Origin of the sequence: Paraburkholderia podalyriae (assembly GCF_014397785.1) — a bacterium.
Lineage (GTDB): Bacteria > Pseudomonadota > Gammaproteobacteria > Burkholderiales > Burkholderiaceae > Paraburkholderia > Paraburkholderia podalyriae.
Map to the genome: position 1 here is coordinate 14,476 of NZ_VZQQ01000064.1, position 18,743 is coordinate 33,218.

Sequence of the window (18,743 nt, forward strand, 5' to 3'; positions counted from 1 at the left end):
ACTTATCCCGGGCGGAGGTTGCTCATCGACCCACGAAACCTCGATGCCATCTTCTGAAATTTTCAAGGTAGTTGTCGCCTCAACGTTTGAGTTCAGACGGCCTTTCTCTCCTGGTGATCGCGCTGCGGAGTGCCTGGCAGGTTGTGAGTTCGATCCGGGTTCAGATGCACCGCACTTACGCGCTGCCCGTTGCGCGTGCGGCCTTTTCATCGCAGCGGATTGCGTTGCCGGGCAGTCTTGTAGAGCACCATGCGCCGATCCAGAATGTCCTGATCAAGGTTGGCATGACGCTGCGGCGGCGTCACGAACTGGATCGCGCTGTGACGATGTTCGTCGTTGTACCCGCACACCAGTGCGCCCACCCAGCTGCGCGCGGCGAACGGGTATCGAACGCCTTGCGGGTAAGCGGGCCGGTACTTCATGGGCTTGAACAGCGACTCGGAACAGGGGTTGTCGTTGCTCACGCCCGGGCGACTCAACGACGGCATGACACCCAGCGCCTGGAGTGTGGCGAGCATCGCCGCGCCTTTCATCGGGCCGCCGTTATCCGAATGCAGAATCACCCGGTCAGGCTGTATCGCTTCACGCGGGCAGAGGTGCGCCCGTCCACCGCGTCAGGTTTGCCGCGTTGCCAGCGCTGAACTGTCCGGGCACTACTAAGCCCCAGATTGTTGCACGCGTCTGCCTCGCGAGCCCCGGTCAGGGTCGCCTCGCTGATCAATGCCCTGCGCTCTTCAGGAGTCGTCATTCGGCCTCGCCCTCGAACAGCCCACGGTACTTTATTTGCAGCACCAGTATCGCTGCGGCTTCAGCCAGCGCCTTCTCCTTGATTCAGCTCACGCTGAAGCTGACATTTGCCTGCGTCAGATCCCGTACTTCCTGGGCGCTTCCGCGCCGGCTACCGGCGGCGCCGCCAGTGCCAAAGATCCGCTCGCCACTGCGCGAGAAGATGCGCAAACAGCCCGCGCTCACGACACCAGCCGTTCAACGCTTCGTCGACCAACCCGTGGTTCTCCTGCAAGGCCATCAGCCGTTACTCCAGCGACCAGTCATCCGGACGCTTTGCATGCCCCGAGCCCGAGCTCCGGTTCGCGGCGACTGCACCTCCCATCCGTTTCGTCAATGTCAAAACGTTCACGTTCAATTCGTCCGCTACGGTTCCAACCGTTCGGTTGCCCCGCTGCAGGACCTTCGAGAGCGCCTGCTCCCTGAACTCGACGGAATACGTCTATTTCGCCTTCAACTTGCACCTCACTCTTCTTGATAAAGAAATTCAGAGGCGACAACTATGACGCCGCGGGATTGTTGCGCACTGGCCCGACAAACAGTAGCCCTCAAGGACCACCTGAGTGATCACTTAACCAAGAAGAATTGACCTAGATTAAGGGCGCACAGGGAGACCGCGAATAGTATGAAGGAATACGACGGGCGGATATCGACATCCGTCACGCTAGTTCACCCACAACATTACCGATGCGAACGCTGCAGTGCCTGCGCCAACGGGAGACCAATCTGCAGATATCGGACGACAGCAAGCTCTATACATGAATGCTACTTCAAAGCCCGTGGAATGGATCTCAGTACACGCGAGCGAGCGACGGTCAAAGTCGAGACCAGTCATTGAGTCCGCGGAGAGCCCAATAGCGGAATGGGGCGGGAAGAGGCGCCCTTCTCTTGCCTAGATCGTGCCGCCCGCCCACCAACAAACCGCGCTATCAATATCATGAGCATGCCAAATTACGACCTACCGAAAGACATAGCAAACCATCTGGTTGATCCGCAGTTCTATACCAACCTCAATCGCCTCCATGAAACCTATACCTGGGCGCGTGCAAACAACCCTGTCGGGCGCGCAATGGCGGATGGACATGATCCGTTCTGGGTGGTCACGAAACACGCCGACGTCTCCATGATTTCAAGAGAAAACGCCCTGTTTCATAACGGCGACTATTCTGTCGTCTGCAGGCCAAGAGCGTCGATCGAGCATGTCATTTCCACCACCGGTAGTCCAAACATCGTCCGATCACTCGTGCACGTCGACGGCGACGAGCACAAGAGTCTACGTGCGCTGACACAGTCGTGGTTCATGCCTAACAGCATTCTCGAGCTTGACGACCGCATTCGATCGCTGGCAAATATAACGATCGCGAAGCTGTTGCATCACAGCGGGCAAGTGATCGATTTTGCGAATGACTTTGCATTGCATTTCCCACTGAGCGTGATCATGGATATTCTCGGCGTTCCGCAGGAAGATTCCCTGCGCATGCTGACGCTGACTCAGGAGATGTTCGGAAGCGAGGATCCCGAATACAAGCGCGAAGTGCAGAGCCAAGGCGATGATGCGAGCAGTGCGATGGGCAAGGCTCTGCTGTCCATTGTGGCCGACTTTAAGGATTATTTCGACCGCCTGACCGAAGACCGCCGAAAGAACCCACGTAACGATATCGCAAGCTTGCTGGCCAACGCGGTGATCAACGGACAGCCTATCGATGAAGCGACCCGTCTTGGCTATTACGTGATCATCGCCGCAGCAGGACATGATACGGTTTCGTCGTCCATATCGGTCGCAATGTGGGCGTTGAGCCGCTTCCCTAAGCTACTGCCGCGACTACAGGCGGATCGTTCGCTGATTCCGCAGTTTATCGACGAAACCCTTCGCTACGCATCGCCGGTGCGTCATTTCATGCGTACAGCGACTGCCGACACCAACGTCCGGGGCCGGACAATCCGCAAGGGCGATTGGCTGATGCTCTGCTATGGCTCGGCAAATCGTGACGAGGAAGTCTTCCCTGAGCCGTTCGCATTCAATATCGACCGCAAACCGAACAGGCATCTCGCCTTCGGCGTCGGCGCCCACGTGTGCCTGGGTCAGCATCTCGCGAACATGGAAATGCGCATCTTGTTTGAGGAACTGGTCCCGAGGTTGCGGCTTATTGAGCCGGCGGGCGAAATCGAATTCGTTGCGTCCAGCTTCGTGAGCGGCCCGAAGCATCTTCCAGTTCGTTGCGTGCTGCATCCGCATTGACCCACCGGAGTCTGTAGTTGGAGTGAACCCTTGAGGCTCCGCCTTCACTGCGGAAGTTACCAGGCGCCTACGTACGGGTCCCGGCATGAAGCCGCATATGAGCTCGGGCATGACGATGAACCGAGCGTCCTCTTTCCGCACCTCTGCATGCAGCGTGGGTTTTGGCGGCCGCACAGCATAGCGATTTCGGCGAACAGTACGTCACCCAGTCGGACGCACCGCGGTGTACGATCCCACTCTGGAAGCAGCTTTTCAACGATGTCAGACTATCGGCGGACAACACGATATCGTGTGCGAGCTTCCACACGCTACCGATCGGTGGCGTAGATGGAAACAAGGTTTCGTCCGGCGTGGGCGGCCAGTTGGGCGCAATCAACGCACCGACAGTGTTCAACTCGGCACTCAACCGCAAGCAGTTCTGGGACGGTCGCGCCGCCACGCTGCAGGAACAGGCCGGCGGCCCACCGCTGAATCCGGTCGAAATGGCGTCCACGTCATGGAGTGAGATCATCGATAAGCTGAAACAGGACTCATCGCTGACGCAACAGTTCTTGCGAGTGTACCCGGACGGTTGGTCGGGCGAGAACATCGCAGACGCGATCGCCGAATATGCGACGATGCTAACGCCGAGTCGTTTCGATGCTTACCTGCGCGGCGACAGGGATGTGCTGAATAGCGAGGAACTGCGCGGCTAGCAGTTATTCAAGGCGAACCATTGCGCGACCTGCCACGCTGGCAAGAATCTGCGCGGACAGTCGTTCGAACGGTTGGGCCTCGCGGCCGACTACTTCGCCGCTCGGGACTACGCGCGCACCGACGCAGACAACGGCCGCGCCGACTTTACGAAAGATCCACTCGATCGCCATGCGTTCAAGACGCCGACGCTGCGCAACGTTGAGCTGACCGCACCCGATTTTCACGACGGCAGCGCATCGATCTGCGCGAAGCTGTACGTGACATGGCGACATATCAGGTCGGCAAACAATTGGCGGAATCGGTCGTTGATGCAATCGTCGCGTTCCTGAAGACGCTAACGGGTACGCACCGACCCGTCGCGCCCCATTGATCCGACCACCGCGGCTGACATCAGGACGCGACAAAAGCACCTTGCAACGGCTGCGCGCAGCTATAGGTCGAATGCCAAGGGCTTTCATGCGATGAGGGGCTCTGATGTCCTGATACTTGGTATTGGTAATTCCATTGGATCGCACTATGAAAAAAATGTGTCAACGAGGGCTTTGGCAATTTTTATTTTTTTGATGGTCTATTTTCCCGTCGGGGTGTTGGCGGAGGTCAACGATCGCCGCTCGAGCAGTGCGGCGCCGGCTTAACGCTCGTCTGGAACAAAGACAATTGGTTAATTCACCATTCGTCAACCATGTTGACAATGCGAAGGCCGGCGTCCAGAACCTGCTCATCGGATGTGCCTTCCGTCGGGTGCATATCCCCACCGCTGCCTGAAGCGCTATATCGTCCGGGAACTCTACCCGCTCATTCTGGCCGATTTGGCCGATTCGACGGCCATTGCTTGAGACAGGAGCGTCAACGCGCCGACCGAGAGCCTGTGGGGATCGCCCACGCGGGCACGCATTCTCGGCCAGCTGTTTGTAACGCATCGCGAAGCGATGGACGAAGTAGTCGATTGGTTGAGCTTCTACAATCACGGCCGTCTTCACTCGACGTTGGGCTACGTTAGCCCGATGCAATTCGAGGGGGACTGATACGCCGCCCAGAACCAACAGGTGGCATAAGCGCCGCTCAGTTAAGGGATCCCAAATTCGCGGGCAACGTCAAGCTCCAAGATCAACCTGAACTACAGCAGCACGAATTCCGCGACCCAATACCAGCCGGGCGGACAGCTGAGCGCGGACTATGGCACCAACTATCACATCAACCAGAGCTGGCTCGTCGGCGTCGGTGGGTACCTGACGGCGGGGGGCTGAATACGCAGCTCAACGATGACAGGATGAATGCAAATCCGCATTCGGCGACGGGCATCGAACCAATGAACTGACCTTGGGGCCGCAGGTCGGCTATGGCACGCAAAAATGGGGGCCGTACTGCACTGGCAGCATCAGATCTATGCGCGTAACGCTGCCTATGCCAATACGTTTTGGCTAAACGGCCAGATCAAGTTCTAGCGTCGCGGAAGCAGGAGAAGGCAGGATTGTCGAGCGTTGTGGTTACATGGCCCGGCACCTGCCTCGGAATAAAACGCCCTTGCCCATTCGGTCGCTGTAGCACTAACTCGCTGGACGATGTCGAAACTACTTACGACTTACGACCTCTGCCGCGAACGGGGGATTGCCGCCGCCGGCATTGGCCGGCATCCCAACGATCGATCTGTATCCTTTTTCTTTCGCAATCCTGCGCGCTGGTTCACTGAGTACGGATGGGACTTTCGCACGGTCGATCCATAAAACGTAACGGAGGAAAGATATGTCCTCAGGACCGGTATTGGTTTGGAAAACGAAGGATTGAGCAATCTGGATGACGGAGCAACGCCTCGCGCTGCGTTTCCACCCCCTCGACCACGACCAATGCACCAGCTTCGTGCAACAGCGACACTAGTCGCGGAAGTTGACGCGCGAGACGTGAGCTCTGAGCTGCTTGTTCGATGACCCTGCGGTCCAGTTTGACAATATCGGGCTGGAGTTGCCAGACGCGGTCAATATTGGAATGACCGGCCCCGAAGTCATCAAAGGCTATCAGGAATCCCAGTTGCCGAAATGAGGCAACGCCGTCGATCAATTGCTGAAAATTTCCGTTCGGCGTCTCCAGCACTTCCAGGACTACACGGTCAGGCGTCAGTTCCAAGCGCCTTATACTGTCCTCTACCAGGCGGCGATAGGCCTCTGAGACGATGAAGCCGTCTGGGCGGACATTGAGAAATAGCCGGTCACGGGCATTTGCCATCAGCGCGAAGTTTGATGTGTGTAGCAACTGGACACTGCGCTCAAGATTGTTCCAACGTCCCCGTTCAACGGTGCGGTCCAATACCGCAAGGGGATGAACTTCCTTTCCGGCAGGGTCGCGCACCCGAAGCAACGCCTCATATCCAATTGAGCGACGATGCGACAGGCTGAATATCGGCTGAAATGCGCTCGAAAGCGTCAGGTTTCCCAAGGCGTGCCGACGAATACAGGAAAGGCGCGTTGCCTCCGCCGAACTGCAGCGGGTCTGAAGGTTTCAATTGATTAATCGATGTTACAGCGCCGAAGGTTGAGAAGGGTCACGTCAACAAATCTACCTGGAACCATAGCCCCTTCCTGGAACATTTCATCGTTCCGGAGTTGCGTACCACGATACTATTCGCCGGATGCAAAGCATTATTTTCGTCATTCGCTTTCGAATCTTTCTAAGGATTGCTTCGCGTTAGAAAAACAGGTATCCGTTGCGGATGATCTATCGGTCCCATTAAACTGTAGATGATGGCATACGATAAGGCGTCACACGGTTGGGCGCCATGAGCTTGACCGTATTGCCGTGCTGCTGGAACACGCGAGCCCGGTGATGTGCGCCGGAGCACGCTTCGATGCCGATCGGGCACGCTGGCAACTGCGAGATCAAGCTCACCAGTTGATCGCGCGGCACACGCGGCTTGATCAGCATCGCTTTACTGGTCCCGTCCACACCGTGAACGGCAAATACATTCTTGGCAAGATCGATTCCGATAGTGACAATAGGCATAGACTTCCCCTCTCGCTGGTGTCGATGAACGTTCGCAACTTCATCTTGGCACATTGATGCCGACTCGCGGCTTCCGCCGCAGCCTCGGGACGGGGAAGTCCCCCTTTCATTCTCTAGTCTCGCCGCTCGCCGCCGCAGATGCCACGAGCAACGCATAGCTGGAAGTGTAGTCAGCTCAGTCTGATTTTGGGCTGTACAAGGCTATTGATCTGTTCGGCGCTCCACATCAGTGCTGCTTTTCCGAAACCATGAAGCGCCTGCTGAAGGCGGCGATAAAGCATCGCATGGCTCATCTGCGCGAAGCGTCCGCGTATGAAGCCACCGCGAAAGAAGCCAAAGCTCCCTAACGTACCAAATGCGCCATAGTCGCTGAGCGAAACGAGCGAGCCATAATCCCGGAACTTAAAGTCAGGCAATGGTGCTCTCGCGAGCCACGCCGGCAGATGGCGGGCCAGATGTTCAGCCTGCTGTGTTGCGACCTGTGCGGTAGGCGGTAACGGCCGTTCGTGATCCATCAATGTCAGACTTGCGCAGTCGCCGAGTGCAAAAATATTGTCGTCGCTCGTCGACTGAAGCGTGGCTTTAACCACGATCTGGTTTGAACGGGTGGTTTCCATTCCCGCCAGATTGTTCATGAAATCTGGCGCCTTGACGCCTGCGGCCCAGACCATGAGGTCGGCGCTGACAAGACGCCCGCCGTCGATCTGGAACCCATTGCTTTGCGCTGCCGTGACCCGCGTCGAGGTCTGCACGCGAAAACCAATATGCCTGAGCTGTTCCTCACTGGACGCTGAAATCTTTGGCGGGAAAGAAGCAAGGACGCGCGGTCCGCTTTCAAGCAGCGTCAAGCTCAGCCGGCTGCGCAAGGTAGGGTCACCATAGCCCTCGGCAATCTCAAGTACGCGGCTTAACTCAGCGGAGAGCTCGACACCGGTGGCGCCTGCCCCGACAATTGCGACCCGAAGTCGTTCATCCTTCGCGACGGCGCGAAGCATCCGGTTACGCAAGACGACGTTGAAAGCTTCGGCCTGTTTCTGGCTATCAATGAAGTGGCAGTGTTGCCTGACGCCGGGAACGCCGAAATCGTTCGCCTGACTGCCCACCGACAGCACCAGCACGTCGAAGGGGATCGTCCTGGGTTCGAGCACGAGTTCGCCCTCGGGCGTCCTGATCTCGTCGAGCAGCACTTCTTTGCGGGCACGATCCAGTCCACACATCCGGCCTGGCTGCCATGCAAACCGGTGTGCGCTCGCGTGAGCGAGATAACTAACCTGCTGCTGCGAAACATCACGCGTGCCTGCCGCGATCGTATGGAGCATCGGTTTCCAGATATGGGTCTGGCTGCTGTCGATCAACGTCACACGCGCTTCGTCCGAATGCGCGTAATGGTTGCCCAGCCTTGTCGCGAGCAGGATCCCGGCGATTCCACCGCCGACAATGACAATACGGATTGGGTGAGACATATCGGTTCCTGGTTGAACGGAGTTCGCCGGCCGACGCGAATGGACGACCGATGTACAGAATCAATGAGCCTTCGAGTGATCCGCGACCCGCGTGGGTTTCGGCGCAAGCCACACCGCCAGCGCCGCGAATCCGCCGCCGAGCGCGCTAGGGACACGTCGAGCGAGACATCATGACGGCTCGCGCTTTCCCGTTTTCCCAAAAGCTCGTAAAAATACGTCCGTGCCGCGGCGTGTCCGCTCCTTGATTTCCCTATCGGTTGCCCGCTTCACAACTCCGAATAGGATGCGCGCGTGCAGATCACCTGCCCACAGGTTCACCAGGTCGTGGGCCGCCAGCTCCGGCGAGTCGACGATCAGTTCATTGCGCGCCGCGGCCTCGCTGATGATACCGGCCAGTACCGCCACAGTCCGCCCCGGCCCTGCATCGTAAAAGCGTGTCCTTAGCGGCAGGTCTTGGCGGCCGGTCGGCAGCGCGTGCGCCATGCCAGCAACATGGACACTGACGATGATCTTCAGGAATGCGGCGCCGATGGCGGACAGCCGTTCCCGTAAGGGTAAATTTTCGGAACTCGCGGGCGGCAGTACCTGGAGCATCCGGTCCGAAACGTCACGCACGACTGCCTCGAATAACGCTTCCTTGTCCGAGAAATGGCTGTAGACCGTCATCTTTGACACCCCCGCCTCTGCGGCGACGGCCTCCATGGTCACGGTGTCGTAGCGCTGCCCGGAGAAGAGCCTCGTTGCCGCTTCCACAATGGACGTGTGCTTGGCGGCATCTTTCGGCCGACCGACGCGGCTCTCTGACGAACATTTCTGCACGTAATAACTCCTGCTTGCAATTTCTGTACTTTATAGTCTAGCATAACAGTTGCTGTACTAATGGGTATAGAAACACATGCGCGCGTCAAAGACTACCAAAAACATTCATCCGAAGTACAACTGCCGCCCATCGACAGCACAGGGGCGAGCCGCTCCGCTTGCGTCTCTGTCATTGGCCGCACTTCTGGCACTCGAGACTATGCTCGCGGGTTGCACGGTCGGACCGAATTACGCCGCTCCGCCAGCGCCCAATGTATCGAGGTTTACGGAGAAGCCAGTTCCCGCGCGCACTGTTTCCACCGACGCGACTGCGGGCACCGCGCAAACCTTCGTCGAGGGGCGCGACATTGAGGGTGACTGGTGGGCGCTGTTCCATTCGCCGCAGATCAACGCGCTGGTCGAGCGCGCGCTCAAGGCCAATCCCTCGCTTGCCGCCGCTCAGGCGACGTTGCGCGAGGCGCGCGAGAACACCCGTGCGGAGCAGGGCAGTTTTTTCCCGCAAATCAGCGCGAGCACATCGGCCGAACGCGAGCGCAACTCACTGGTGAGCCCGGTGCCGAAGACATACAACGTCATAAGCGGATCGCTCAGCGTGTCGTACACGCTCGATGCATTCGGCGGCGTTCGCCGGCAAGTCGAGCAACTGAATGCCCAAGCCGAGTACGAGCGCTACGAACTGGAGGCGACCGAACTGACGCTGATCGCGAACGTCGTCAATGCGGCCATCAACGAGGCTTCGTTGCAGGCGCAGATTGATACGACACACGAGATCATCCGCGCGTATACTGCCGCGCTCGACGTTATGCGCCACCGCTTCGAGGCCGGCGGCGTAAGCCAGGTGGACGTGCTGCAGCAGCAGTCACTGCTGGATGCGCAGATCGCCACGCTTCCCGGTTTGCAGAAGCAGCTCGAGCAGCAGCGCAATCAACTCGCGGTGTATCTGGGCGGCCTGCCGACCGACTACACCGGGTCTACGCTCGATCTCGCCAGACTCGTGCTGCCGGAGGAACTGCCGGTGTCGCTGCCGTCGAGTCTGGTTGCGCAGCGCCCCGACATCCAGGCGTACGGCGCCTTGCTGCATTCGGCAACGGCGAACGTCGGCATCGCGGTGGCAAACATGTTGCCGCAGATTTCGCTGACCGGCAGTTATGGACGCGATGGCAGCAGCTACTCAAACCTTTTCAATCCCGCAGGCATTGTGTGGAGCCTCGCGGGTAGCCTCACCCAGCCGGTCTTCCAGGGCGGCACACTCAGGGCGAAGAAGCGAGCCGCCGATGCTGCGGTCGATGTCGCCGCCGCCCAGTACAGCAGCACGGTCAACGCGGCGTTTCAGGACGTGGCCAATGCGCTCGTCGCCGTTCATCGGGATGCCGAAACGCTTGCTGCGAACCTCGAGACGCAGAAAACAGCTGCTGCGAGCCTCAGGGTCGCTCAGGCGCAATACCGCGCGGGCGGCGGGACTTACCTCAATGTGCTGAGCGCCGAGCAATCCGATGAGAGCGCGCGCCTCAACCTGATTTCCTCTCAAGCCACTCGCTACACCGATACCGTCGCGCTCTTCCAGGCGCTGGGCGGTGGCTGGTGGCATCGAAGCGATGTCGATCCCAAAGTTGCGCAATGTTGCGGAGCATTTTAAATCATGACCCCTGTTACCCCGCTTGCGCATACCGCCAATACCCCGCCTGAATGGCAGCGGCCGCCTAGAACCTTGCTTCGCCTGTTTCTGATGCTTCTGGTGGTGGGACTGCTTGCCGCCGCGCTGATTGGTTTCCACCTGTTCAAGGGGCACATCCTGAAGCAGGTCACGGCCGGCATCCAGTCGCAACAGGCGACAGTGTCGACCACATCTGCTGTCTTGCAGCCGTGGCAGGCGACGCTCACGGGCGTCGGATCCCTGCGGGCGTCGACGGGTGCGGATCTTTCGCTGGAAACGAGCGGCGTGGTCGATGAAATCGACTTCGAGTCCGGCCGTGACGTCAAGCAAGGGACCGTGCTGCTCCGCCTGCGTCCGAACGACGATCCCGCCAAGCTCGCGCAACTGCAGGCCACTGCCAGTCTGGACGAGGTCACCTACAAGCGCGACCTGCAGCAACTTGCGGCGCAGGGCGTGGCGCAGTCGACCGTGGATACAGATGTCAGCAACCTGAAGGCGGCGCGCGCGCAAGTCGCGGCGCAACAGGCGCTGATGAACGAAAAGGTCGTCCGCGCGCCGTTTTCTGGACGTCTGGGCGTGCGTCAGGTCGATGTGGGTCAATACCTGGCGGCCGGCACGACGGTTGTGACGTTGCAGGCACTCGACCCGATGTTGCTCGACTTCTATCTGCCGCAGCAGGTGCGTGGGCAGATCAGCGTCGGACAGACCGTATCGGTGAGCGTTGATGCGTATCCCGGCAAGACGTTCACCGGCACGGTGACGTCGATGAATTCGAAGGTCGACACCTCGAGCCGCATGCTGCAGATACGCGCGTCGTTTGCGAACCCCGACGGCGCGCTGCTACCCGGCATGTTCGCCACCGCCAGCGTGGCGAGCGGCGCGGAGCAATCGCTCGTGACGATTCCGCAGACGGCGGTGACGTACAACCCATATGGCAGCCTCGTCTACGTGGTCCACGAGGGCAAGGACGCGCAGGGCAGGCTGCAGGCAAGTGTCCGCCAGCAGTTCGTGACGACTGGCGGGACGCGCGGCGATCAGGTCAGCATCCTGAAGGGACTGAAGGCCGGCGACGTGGTGGTGACGGCGGGGCAACTCAAGCTGCACAACGACGCATTGGTGCAGATCGACAACAGCGTGAAGCTGCCCAACGACGCCGCGCCCGTCCCGCAAGATCACTGAACAGGACGGCTCATGAAATTTACCGACATCTTTATCCGCCGGCCTGTACTCGCGTGCGTGGTCAGCCTGATGATCCTTGTGCTCGGCTACAAGGCGTTCACCTCGCTGCCCGTTCTCGAGTACCCGAAAACCGAAAACGCCGTGGTGACCGTGACCACGACGTACTACGGCGCCGATCCGCAGACCGTGGAGGGTTTTGTCACCACGCCGCTGGAAAACGCCATCGCGCAGGCGAACGGGATCGATTACCTGTCGTCGAAGAGCATCGCCGGCACCAGCACGATCACCGCGAACCTCGTGCTCAACTTCGACCCTGACAAAGCGGTCACCGAGGTCAACGCCAAGATCAACTCGGTGCTCAACCAGTTGCCGAGCGGCGTGCAGCAGCCGGCCATCACGGTCGCGATCGGACAGTCGCTGGACGCGTTGATTATCGGCTTTTCGAGCGATGAACTCACGCCCAACCAGATCACCGACTACCTCGTGCGCAACGTGCAGCCGCGTCTGCAGGCAGTGCAAGGCGTGCAGACGGCCGAACTGCTCGGACCGCAGTATTTTGCGCTGCGCGCGTGGCTCGATCCGCAGAAGCTCGCGGAATACGGCCTTACCGCGACCGATGTCACCAACGCGCTTTCCTCGAACAACGTGATCGCAGGACTGGGAACCACCAAAGGGCAGATGGTGCAGTTCAACCTGACCGCATCGACGGATCTGCATTCGGCGCAGCAGTTCCGCGATCTCGTGATCAAGCAGGTCAATGGCGGCATCATCAGGCTGAACGATGTGGCCAACGTCACGCTCGGCTCGGAAGACTATGAATCCGGCGTGTCGTATAACGGCCAGAAGGGCGTGTACGTGGGGATCCAGACGGTGCCGGGGGCGAGCCTGCTCGATGTGATCAAGGGCGTGAAGGCTGTGTTCCCCGACATTCAGAAGGCACTGCCGGCGGGGTTGCACGGCTCGGTCATCTACGACTCCACGGTATTCGTTGACAGTTCGATTCATGAGGTCGAGAACGCGTTGATCGAGACGGTGGTGATCGTCACGCTGGTGGTGTTTGCCTTCCTCGGCGCGCCGCGCTCCGTGCTGATTCCGGTCATCGCGATTCCGTTGTCACTGGTGGGCACCTTCGGCGTGATGCTCGCGCTAGGGTTCTCGATCAACCTGCTGACCTTGCTCGCGCTAGTACTGGCGATCGGGCTGGTGGTCGATGACGCGATCATTGTGGTTGAGAGCGTGAGCCTTCATCTCGAAGGGGGCATGCGGCCACGCGATGCCGCGATCAAGGCCGCGCGCGACCTCGCCAGCCCTATCATCGCGATGACCATCGTCCTGATCGCCGTCTATGTGCCGATCGGTTTTCAGGGTGGACTGACCGGCGCATTATTCACCGAGTTCGCGTTCACGCTGGTTGGCGCGGTGACCATGTCCGCGGTCATTTCTCTGACGCTGTCGCCTATGATGTGCGGCCAGTTCTTGAAGCCGCACGATCAGGGCGGCCGTTTTGTCACGCGCATTGTCGAGACGATCGATCATGTTTTCGGTTCACTGCGGCGTGGCTATGAACGGCTGCTGCGCAACAGTTTGCGGACGGTCCCGGTGACGCTATTGTTTACCGGGCTGGTAATTTCCAGCATCTATTTCCTGTACACCAGTGCCGACAGCGAACTTGCACCGCAAGAGGATCAAGGGGTCGTCATTCTGCAGCCGACTTCCGCGCCGGACGCGACGCTGCAGCAAAAGGAGGCGTTCGGCCGTCAGGTCGCCGACATCATGGCCAAGGTCCCCGAGGCCGCGCAGACGTTCCAGGTTGAGAGCCCGTCGCAGTCGATTGCCGGTGTGACGTTCAAGCCGTGGGATCAGCGTCATCGCACTGCGACCGATATCCAGCGCGATCTGCAGAACCAGTTCAACAAGGTGGCAGGTCAGAAGGTCGTCGCGTTTCAGCCCCCTCCGCTGCCCGGTTCGCAAGGCTTGCCGATCCAGTTCGTGCTCAAGTCGACGCAGCCGCTGGATAGGCTGAATGTAGAGGCTCAGAAATTCCTTTCGGACGCAGCCGCCAGTGGGATGTTCCTATTTATCGATAGCGACCTCAAGGTCGACCAGCCGCAGAAAGTGTTCGATATCGACCGCGACAAGGCCTCACAACTCGGCTTGACGATGCAGCAGGTCGGCACGGCGCTGGGCGGTCTGTTGGGGGGCGGTTATACGAATTACTTCAGTCTCGATTCGCGCTCGTACCAGGTAATTGCCCAGGTGCAGCAGCGCTCGCGCCTGACGCTCGACCAGGTCATGAATTACCAGATCGCGACTGTGAATAACGTGCCCGTGCCGTTATCGTCGATCGCCCATGTGCGGACCGAAACCGTGCCTGAAACCATCAATCATTTCCAGCAGGTGAACTCGGCGACGATCTCCGGCGTGCCCGCGCTCGGCGTTTCGCAGGACGCCGCGCTCAGGTCGCTGCAGGCGCTTGCGGCGCGTACGCTGCCGGCGGACGTGTCGATCGACTATGCCGGCCCTTTGCGTCAACTCGTGCAGGAATCGAGCGGCTTTGTGGGCACCTTTGTTCTGGCGCTGATCATCATCTACCTGAGTCTCGCGGCGTTGTTCGAGAGCTTCCGCGACCCGTTGGTGATCCTTGTTTCGATCCCGATGTCGGTAGCGGGTGCGCTCGTGTTCATCAGCCTTGGGCTGGGAGGGGCGTCGCTGAATATCTACACGGAGGTCGGGCTGGTGACACTGATGGGGCTGATCAGCAAGCACGGCATTCTGATTGTGGAAGTCGCGAATGCGGCGCAGCACGAGGGCATGTCGAAACTCGAAGCCATCGTCCATGCGGCGGGGATCCGCTTGCGGCCGATCCTGATGACTACCGCGGCGATGGTGCTCGGCGTCGTGCCATTGATCCTGTCCTCAGGTGCGGGCGCGGCGTCGCGTTTCAACATGGGGCTGGTGATTGGCAGCGGGTTGGCGATAGGTACGTTGTTCACGCTGTTCGTGTTGCCAGCGGTTTATCTCACGTTCGCTGCTCGACATGCAAAGGAGACGACCGAGTCAAGGGTGCAAACGGCGGAGATGGTTTAGCCTCTGCTCGACCTCGGCGGTGAAGCGGCCGCTTACGAAATGCTACCGCCCGATGCGAAGGCATCCGGCGCGGAGCGCTCACCGTCCATCAACACAAGGATGTTTTTCTCGCTCATGCCGCGCAGGGCGATACCCGGCAGGGCGGGGCATTCTGGCGCGAGATGGCCGGGGCATGGACGGTAAGCGGACTCGGCGTTCGACGTTTCTGTCGTGAGCAGGGGCCCGCCGTTAGTACCTTCGTTTATGGCGCAAGAAGGGGTATTGGTCCTTATCGTGAGAAATCTGGCGGTCGTCTTCCGGAGAGCCCCGTGCAGTAACCGTCTCCGTTTTTGCGTCCGATGCGCCACGCCCGGTCTTGCAAGCTATCGAAAAGTCACGGCTGTTCAGAGCAAAGCGCCAGTTATTCGCACGAACCTGACTTACTTTGGATTGCGAGCCCTTATGAAATTGCTGATCAAGAGCGCGGCACCCCAAGCGGGCGTGTTCTGGGGCGTGGCACTGAAGTCGAGCGCGCAGCACAAGCTGACTGAGGCGAACAAGCGGTTCAACCGGAAGCACGTGTTTCGGGTGATCAAGCGGCAATCCGGCTACACCAAGGTGCGCTACAAGGGCTTGGGGAAGAACGCGGCCCAGGTGTTCATCTTGATCGGGTTGACCAATCTTTGTCTGGCGAGGCGAGCGATGCTGACGTAAGCGGGGAAGATGCGCCTGCTGCGCGCCCACGGGGCGCCTGGGGGGCGAAAAAGCCCGCGACTCGGCGGGAAAATGGGTTAGTTCGGCCCCATTCCAAAAAAATCGACCCTTCCGGTCGATCGCCGACGTGTCAGTCGAACTTGAGCAGACATTCATTATGGACCACCTCGAAACGCTGCGGACTTTTTGCACCGTCGTCGAAATGCAGAGCTTCACGCACGCCGCGAATAAGCTCGGCGTCTCGACGTCAATCGTCTCGCGCGCGATAACGGGGCTCGAAACCAGGCTCGGTGTACGTCTTTTTCAGCGCACGACCCGACACCTCGCACTCACTGAAGCCGGGGACGAGTTTCACGCCGGCTGCTCGCGCGTGGTTGCTGAACTGGACCTGCTCGAAGCCGGTACCGGGCAGCGCGCACGGGAGCCTGCCGGGGTACTGCGGCTCGTCGCCCACACCACCGCGGCGGTGCTAGAGTTGCCACCGCTGATCGCCGGGTTCCGTGCCCGGTACCCAGCCGTGCAGCTCGAATTGACGCTGGCGGAACGGCCAGTCGATCTGATCAAGGAAGCCTTTGATCTCGGCATCGTGCTGCCGTTCATGCTGACGAGCGAGCTCACGATCACCCGTGCGTTGTGCCGCCTGCCCCTCGCCGTGGTGGGCTCGCCCAGCTACCTCCAGGGGCGCCAGCTACCGCAAAGGCCCAACGATCTCGCCGCATTCCGCTTCGTCACAATACTTGCGTCGATCAGCGAACCACAACTGCGATTCCAGCGCGGTGGCGAACAGTTTGCCGTGCCACTGGAACACGACGTGTCGACCAACAACGCCGCGTTGAACAAGGAACTGGTGGTGAGCGGTGCTGGTCTCGGCGCGTTGCCTCTTACGATGGTCGGCAAGGAGCTGGACGATGGCCGGCTGGTACAGCTGCTGCCCGACTTCGAGGTCGTGAGCGCGCAGGCTGAGCTGAGGCTCGCATATCGGGACCGGAGCCTGATGACGGCGAAGGTCCGGGCGTTCATCGACTATGTGACGTCGTACTTCGACGCGCGCGCGGCTCAGGTGAGCCACGCGCAGCAGCGGAAGACGGTGGCCGCCGGCAGTGACAGGCCGTCCTGATTGCCAGATGCTCATGCAAACGTTCCCTACTCTCGTCGTCTGCGAGCATTGTGACAGCGTGTACCGCCGCCGCGCGCTGGCCACGCGCGAGGTGGCGCGCTGCGCGCAATGTTCGGCCGTCCTGTATCGCGCGAGCCAGCTCGATGTCGATCGGTGGCTCGCGCTAACCGTCGCCGCAGCCATCGTCTTCGTGATCGCCAACGTCTGCCCGGTGATCCGGATCTCCTTGCAGGGGCTGCACAGCGAGACGACGCTCTGGCAGTCCGCGGCAGCGCTGGCGCACGGCGCGGTCGCACCGATTGCGCTCGCCACTGCGGCGATGATCGTCGTGGTGCCGTTTCTGCAGATCGCGCTGCTCGGCTGGGTACTGGCATTTGCCCGCGCCGCACGCCGAGCGCCGGGTTTCGCGTGGAGCATGAGGCTGCTTGCGATGCTGCGCCCGTGGAGCATCGTCGAGGTTGGCGTACTTGGCATGCTCGTAGCCGTCATCAAACTTTCCAGCTTCGTGCAGGTGGCAGCTGGTCCCGGCATCTGGGCCACGGCAACGCTGATGGTGCTGATCCCAATGATCGCCAATCGCGATGTCCACTTGCTGTGGGAATGGACCGACGCGGAGACAGCATGAAGCCACCTCCTCGCGCGGGACAGCTAGGCCTGATTGCCTGCCATGGATGCGGACTGGTTTGCGCACATATGCCGCGCGTGGACGGACACGCCCAATGCCCGCGCTGCGGACGAGCCCTGCATCGACGGCGCCCGGACAGCATCGCACGGTCGTGGGCGTTCCTGATCGCTTCCCTGATTTTCTACATCCCCGCCAACGTGCTGCCGGTCATGCACACGAGCCTTCTGGGACACGGCAGCGACAGCACGATTCTCTACGGCGTCGTGGAGTTCTGGAAAGCAGGGTCCCGGGGCATTGCGTCGGTGATCTTTATTGCAAGCGTAGTCGTGCCGTGCGCCAAGTTCCTGATCCTCAGCATGCTGCTCGCGACCACGCAACGTCGCAGTCGCCGGGCAATGAACGAGCGTGCCCGTTTGTACCGGCTCGTCGAAGCGGTCGGCTACTGGTCGATGCTCGACGTGATGGTGGTGGCAATAGTCTGTGCGTTGGTCAGCTTCCATGCGCTGTCCGACAGCGAGCCGCGCATCGGCATTCTCTTTTTCGGCCTTGTGGTGATCCTCACCATGCTCTGCGCCATGAACTTCGATCCCCGACTCATCTGGGACGCTGAGGAAACATGAATCCTGTATCAAACAAGCCGCTACCCGAGCCCCGAGATCCTGTCGTCACCCGTAGCCGATGGCGGCTATCGCTGGTCTGGCTCGTACCTCTCATCGCCGCGCTGATCGGGCTGTCGATGGTGATCCACGCGTGGCTCTCGGCGGGCCAGGAAATCGCCATCTCGTTCAGGACCGCTGCGGGGCTGGAGGCCGGCAAGACCCCTGTCAAATACAAGGACGTGACGGTCGGAACCGTATCTACGGTCGCGCTCAGCGACGATGGCTCACACGTGGTCGCCTCGGTTTCGCTTGCCAGGAGCGCGCGGAGCCTGGCGCGCGCGGACAGCCGCTTCTGGGTCGTCCGGCCTCGTTTGGGTATGACCGGTGTCTCGGGTATGGACACGCTGCTGTCCGGCGCCTATATCGGCGTGGACACCGGCACTTCGGAGGTCGCGCGCACAGCGTTCACGGGGCTGGAGACGCCTCCCGCCGTCATCAGTGGGACGCCGGGAACGAGTTTCACGATTCATGCGGACGACCTCGGTTCGCTCGACATCGGCTCGCCCGTTTACTACCGGCGCATTCAGGTCGGCCGCGTCGCGTCGTATAGGCTCGACGCCGATGGCCACGGCGTCAGCGTACAGATCTTCGTCGATGCACCGTATGACCGGTTTGTCACGGCGGATACCCGCTTCTGGAATGCGAGCGGGGTCGACCTCTCGCTGGGCGCCGACGGTTTCAAGCTCAAGACGCAATCCGTGGCCGCGATCGTTGGCGGCGGAATTGCGTTCG

The 18,743-nt window shown here is 60.2% G+C and carries 14 protein-coding genes and 4 pseudogenes; 13 read left to right on the top strand and 5 right to left on the bottom strand.

From position 1 onward, the window contains the following. Positions 1-308: 308 nt before the first annotated feature. Positions 309-593: pseudogene (locus F6X42_RS46485) on the bottom strand (integrase core domain-containing protein); the annotation flags it as partial. Positions 594-1,723: 1,130 nt separating this feature from the next. Here F6X42_RS46485 and F6X42_RS35545 point away from each other — a divergent pair. The 4 genes and pseudogenes from F6X42_RS35545 to F6X42_RS46115 all read left to right on the top strand — a co-directional run bounded on the left by F6X42_RS35545 (position 1,724) and on the right by F6X42_RS46115 (position 4,968). Next, positions 1,724-3,025 carry a cytochrome P450 gene (locus tag F6X42_RS35545; protein WP_187638628.1) on the top strand — a complete coding sequence of 434 codons (1,302 nt, stop codon included), beginning with the start codon at positions 1,724-1,726 and terminating at the stop codon, positions 3,023-3,025. Between the two features lie 161 nt (positions 3,026-3,186). Further along, positions 3,187-3,720: a cytochrome-c peroxidase gene (locus F6X42_RS45390; RefSeq protein WP_281394077.1), complete on the top strand. Its 534-nt coding sequence runs from the start codon at positions 3,187-3,189 to the stop codon at positions 3,718-3,720. An 849-nt stretch (positions 3,721-4,569) separates the two neighbouring features. Beyond that, positions 4,570-4,746: pseudogene (locus tag F6X42_RS35555) on the top strand (integrase core domain-containing protein); the annotation flags it as partial. A 48-nt stretch (positions 4,747-4,794) separates the two neighbouring features. Beyond that, positions 4,795-4,968, top strand: a complete 174-nt coding sequence (locus F6X42_RS46115; protein ID WP_187638637.1) for a transporter — start codon at positions 4,795-4,797, stop codon at positions 4,966-4,968. Between the two features lie 502 nt (positions 4,969-5,470). On the opposite strand, the gene F6X42_RS35565 is transcribed toward F6X42_RS46115, so the two are convergent. The 4 genes and pseudogenes from F6X42_RS35565 to F6X42_RS35580 form a co-directional block, all read right to left on the bottom strand. Continuing rightward, on the bottom strand, positions 5,471-6,151 hold the full coding sequence (locus tag F6X42_RS35565; protein WP_187638629.1) for an EAL domain-containing protein: 681 nt from the start codon (positions 6,149-6,151) through the stop codon (positions 5,471-5,473). A gap of 309 nt (positions 6,152-6,460) precedes the next feature. Then, positions 6,461-6,715 (bottom strand): annotated as a pseudogene (locus F6X42_RS35570) (IS110 family transposase); the annotation flags it as partial. Between the two features lie 170 nt (positions 6,716-6,885). Then, positions 6,886-8,178, bottom strand: a complete 1,293-nt coding sequence (locus F6X42_RS35575) for an NAD(P)/FAD-dependent oxidoreductase (RefSeq protein WP_187638630.1) — start codon at positions 8,176-8,178, stop codon at positions 6,886-6,888. A 168-nt stretch (positions 8,179-8,346) separates the two neighbouring features. Continuing rightward, positions 8,347-8,997, bottom strand: a complete 651-nt coding sequence (locus tag F6X42_RS35580; protein WP_187638631.1) for a TetR/AcrR family transcriptional regulator — start codon at positions 8,995-8,997, stop codon at positions 8,347-8,349. 172 nt (positions 8,998-9,169) lie between these two features. Here F6X42_RS35580 and F6X42_RS35585 point away from each other — a divergent pair, with 172 nt between their 5' ends. The 9 genes and pseudogenes from F6X42_RS35585 to F6X42_RS35620 all read left to right on the top strand — a co-directional run. Then, positions 9,170-10,633: an efflux transporter outer membrane subunit gene (locus tag F6X42_RS35585; protein WP_222945844.1), complete on the top strand. Its 1,464-nt coding sequence runs from the start codon at positions 9,170-9,172 to the stop codon at positions 10,631-10,633. 3 nt (positions 10,634-10,636) lie between these two features. Further along, complete coding sequence (locus tag F6X42_RS35590; protein WP_246530383.1) at positions 10,637-11,830, top strand: efflux RND transporter periplasmic adaptor subunit; 1,194 nt, start codon at positions 10,637-10,639, stop codon at positions 11,828-11,830. 12 nt (positions 11,831-11,842) lie between these two features. Then, positions 11,843-14,917 (top strand): efflux RND transporter permease subunit, encoded by a 3,075-nt coding sequence (locus F6X42_RS35595; RefSeq protein WP_187638633.1) that lies wholly within the window; start codon positions 11,843-11,845, stop codon positions 14,915-14,917. Between the two features lie 161 nt (positions 14,918-15,078). Further along, positions 15,079-15,234: a hypothetical protein gene (locus F6X42_RS46490; RefSeq protein WP_429535080.1), complete on the top strand. Its 156-nt coding sequence runs from the start codon at positions 15,079-15,081 to the stop codon at positions 15,232-15,234. Positions 15,235-15,340: 106 nt separating this feature from the next. Next, positions 15,341-15,610: pseudogene (locus tag F6X42_RS35600) on the top strand (IS5/IS1182 family transposase); the annotation flags it as partial. Positions 15,611-15,737: 127 nt separating this feature from the next. Then, positions 15,738-16,727 carry a LysR family transcriptional regulator gene (locus F6X42_RS35605; RefSeq protein WP_312892976.1) on the top strand — a complete coding sequence of 330 codons (990 nt, stop codon included), beginning with the start codon at positions 15,738-15,740 and terminating at the stop codon, positions 16,725-16,727. A 13-nt stretch (positions 16,728-16,740) separates the two neighbouring features. Then, positions 16,741-17,352, top strand: a complete 612-nt coding sequence (locus F6X42_RS35610; RefSeq protein WP_187638634.1) for a paraquat-inducible protein A — start codon at positions 16,741-16,743, stop codon at positions 17,350-17,352. A gap of 68 nt (positions 17,353-17,420) precedes the next feature. Then, positions 17,421-17,972 carry a paraquat-inducible protein A gene (locus F6X42_RS35615; protein WP_312892977.1) on the top strand — a complete coding sequence of 184 codons (552 nt, stop codon included), beginning with the start codon at positions 17,421-17,423 and terminating at the stop codon, positions 17,970-17,972. Next, on the top strand, positions 17,969-18,743 hold a 775-nt coding region (locus tag F6X42_RS35620; protein ID WP_187638636.1), incomplete at its 3' end, for a PqiB family protein. The genes F6X42_RS35615 and F6X42_RS35620, both read left to right, overlap by 4 nt.

What these genes read in the sequence shown, in the direction of transcription:
- F6X42_RS46490 (WP_429535080.1), top strand. Translation starts at nt 15,079, where the DNA reads ATGGCCGGGGCATGGACGGTAAGCGGACTCGGCGTTCGACGTTTCTGT.
- F6X42_RS35590 (WP_246530383.1), top strand. Translation starts at nt 10,637, where the DNA reads ATGACCCCTGTTACCCCGCTTGCGCATACCGCCAATACCCCGCCTGAA.
- F6X42_RS35545 (WP_187638628.1), top strand. Translation starts at nt 1,724, where the DNA reads ATGAGCATGCCAAATTACGACCTACCGAAAGACATAGCAAACCATCTG.
- F6X42_RS35610 (WP_187638634.1), top strand. Translation starts at nt 16,741, where the DNA reads ATGCAAACGTTCCCTACTCTCGTCGTCTGCGAGCATTGTGACAGCGTG.
- F6X42_RS35615 (WP_312892977.1), top strand. Translation starts at nt 17,421, where the DNA reads ATGCCGCGCGTGGACGGACACGCCCAATGCCCGCGCTGCGGACGAGCC.
- F6X42_RS35575 (WP_187638630.1), bottom strand. Translation starts at nt 8,178, where the DNA reads ATGTCTCACCCAATCCGTATTGTCATTGTCGGCGGTGGAATCGCCGGG.
- F6X42_RS35595 (WP_187638633.1), top strand. Translation starts at nt 11,843, where the DNA reads ATGAAATTTACCGACATCTTTATCCGCCGGCCTGTACTCGCGTGCGTG.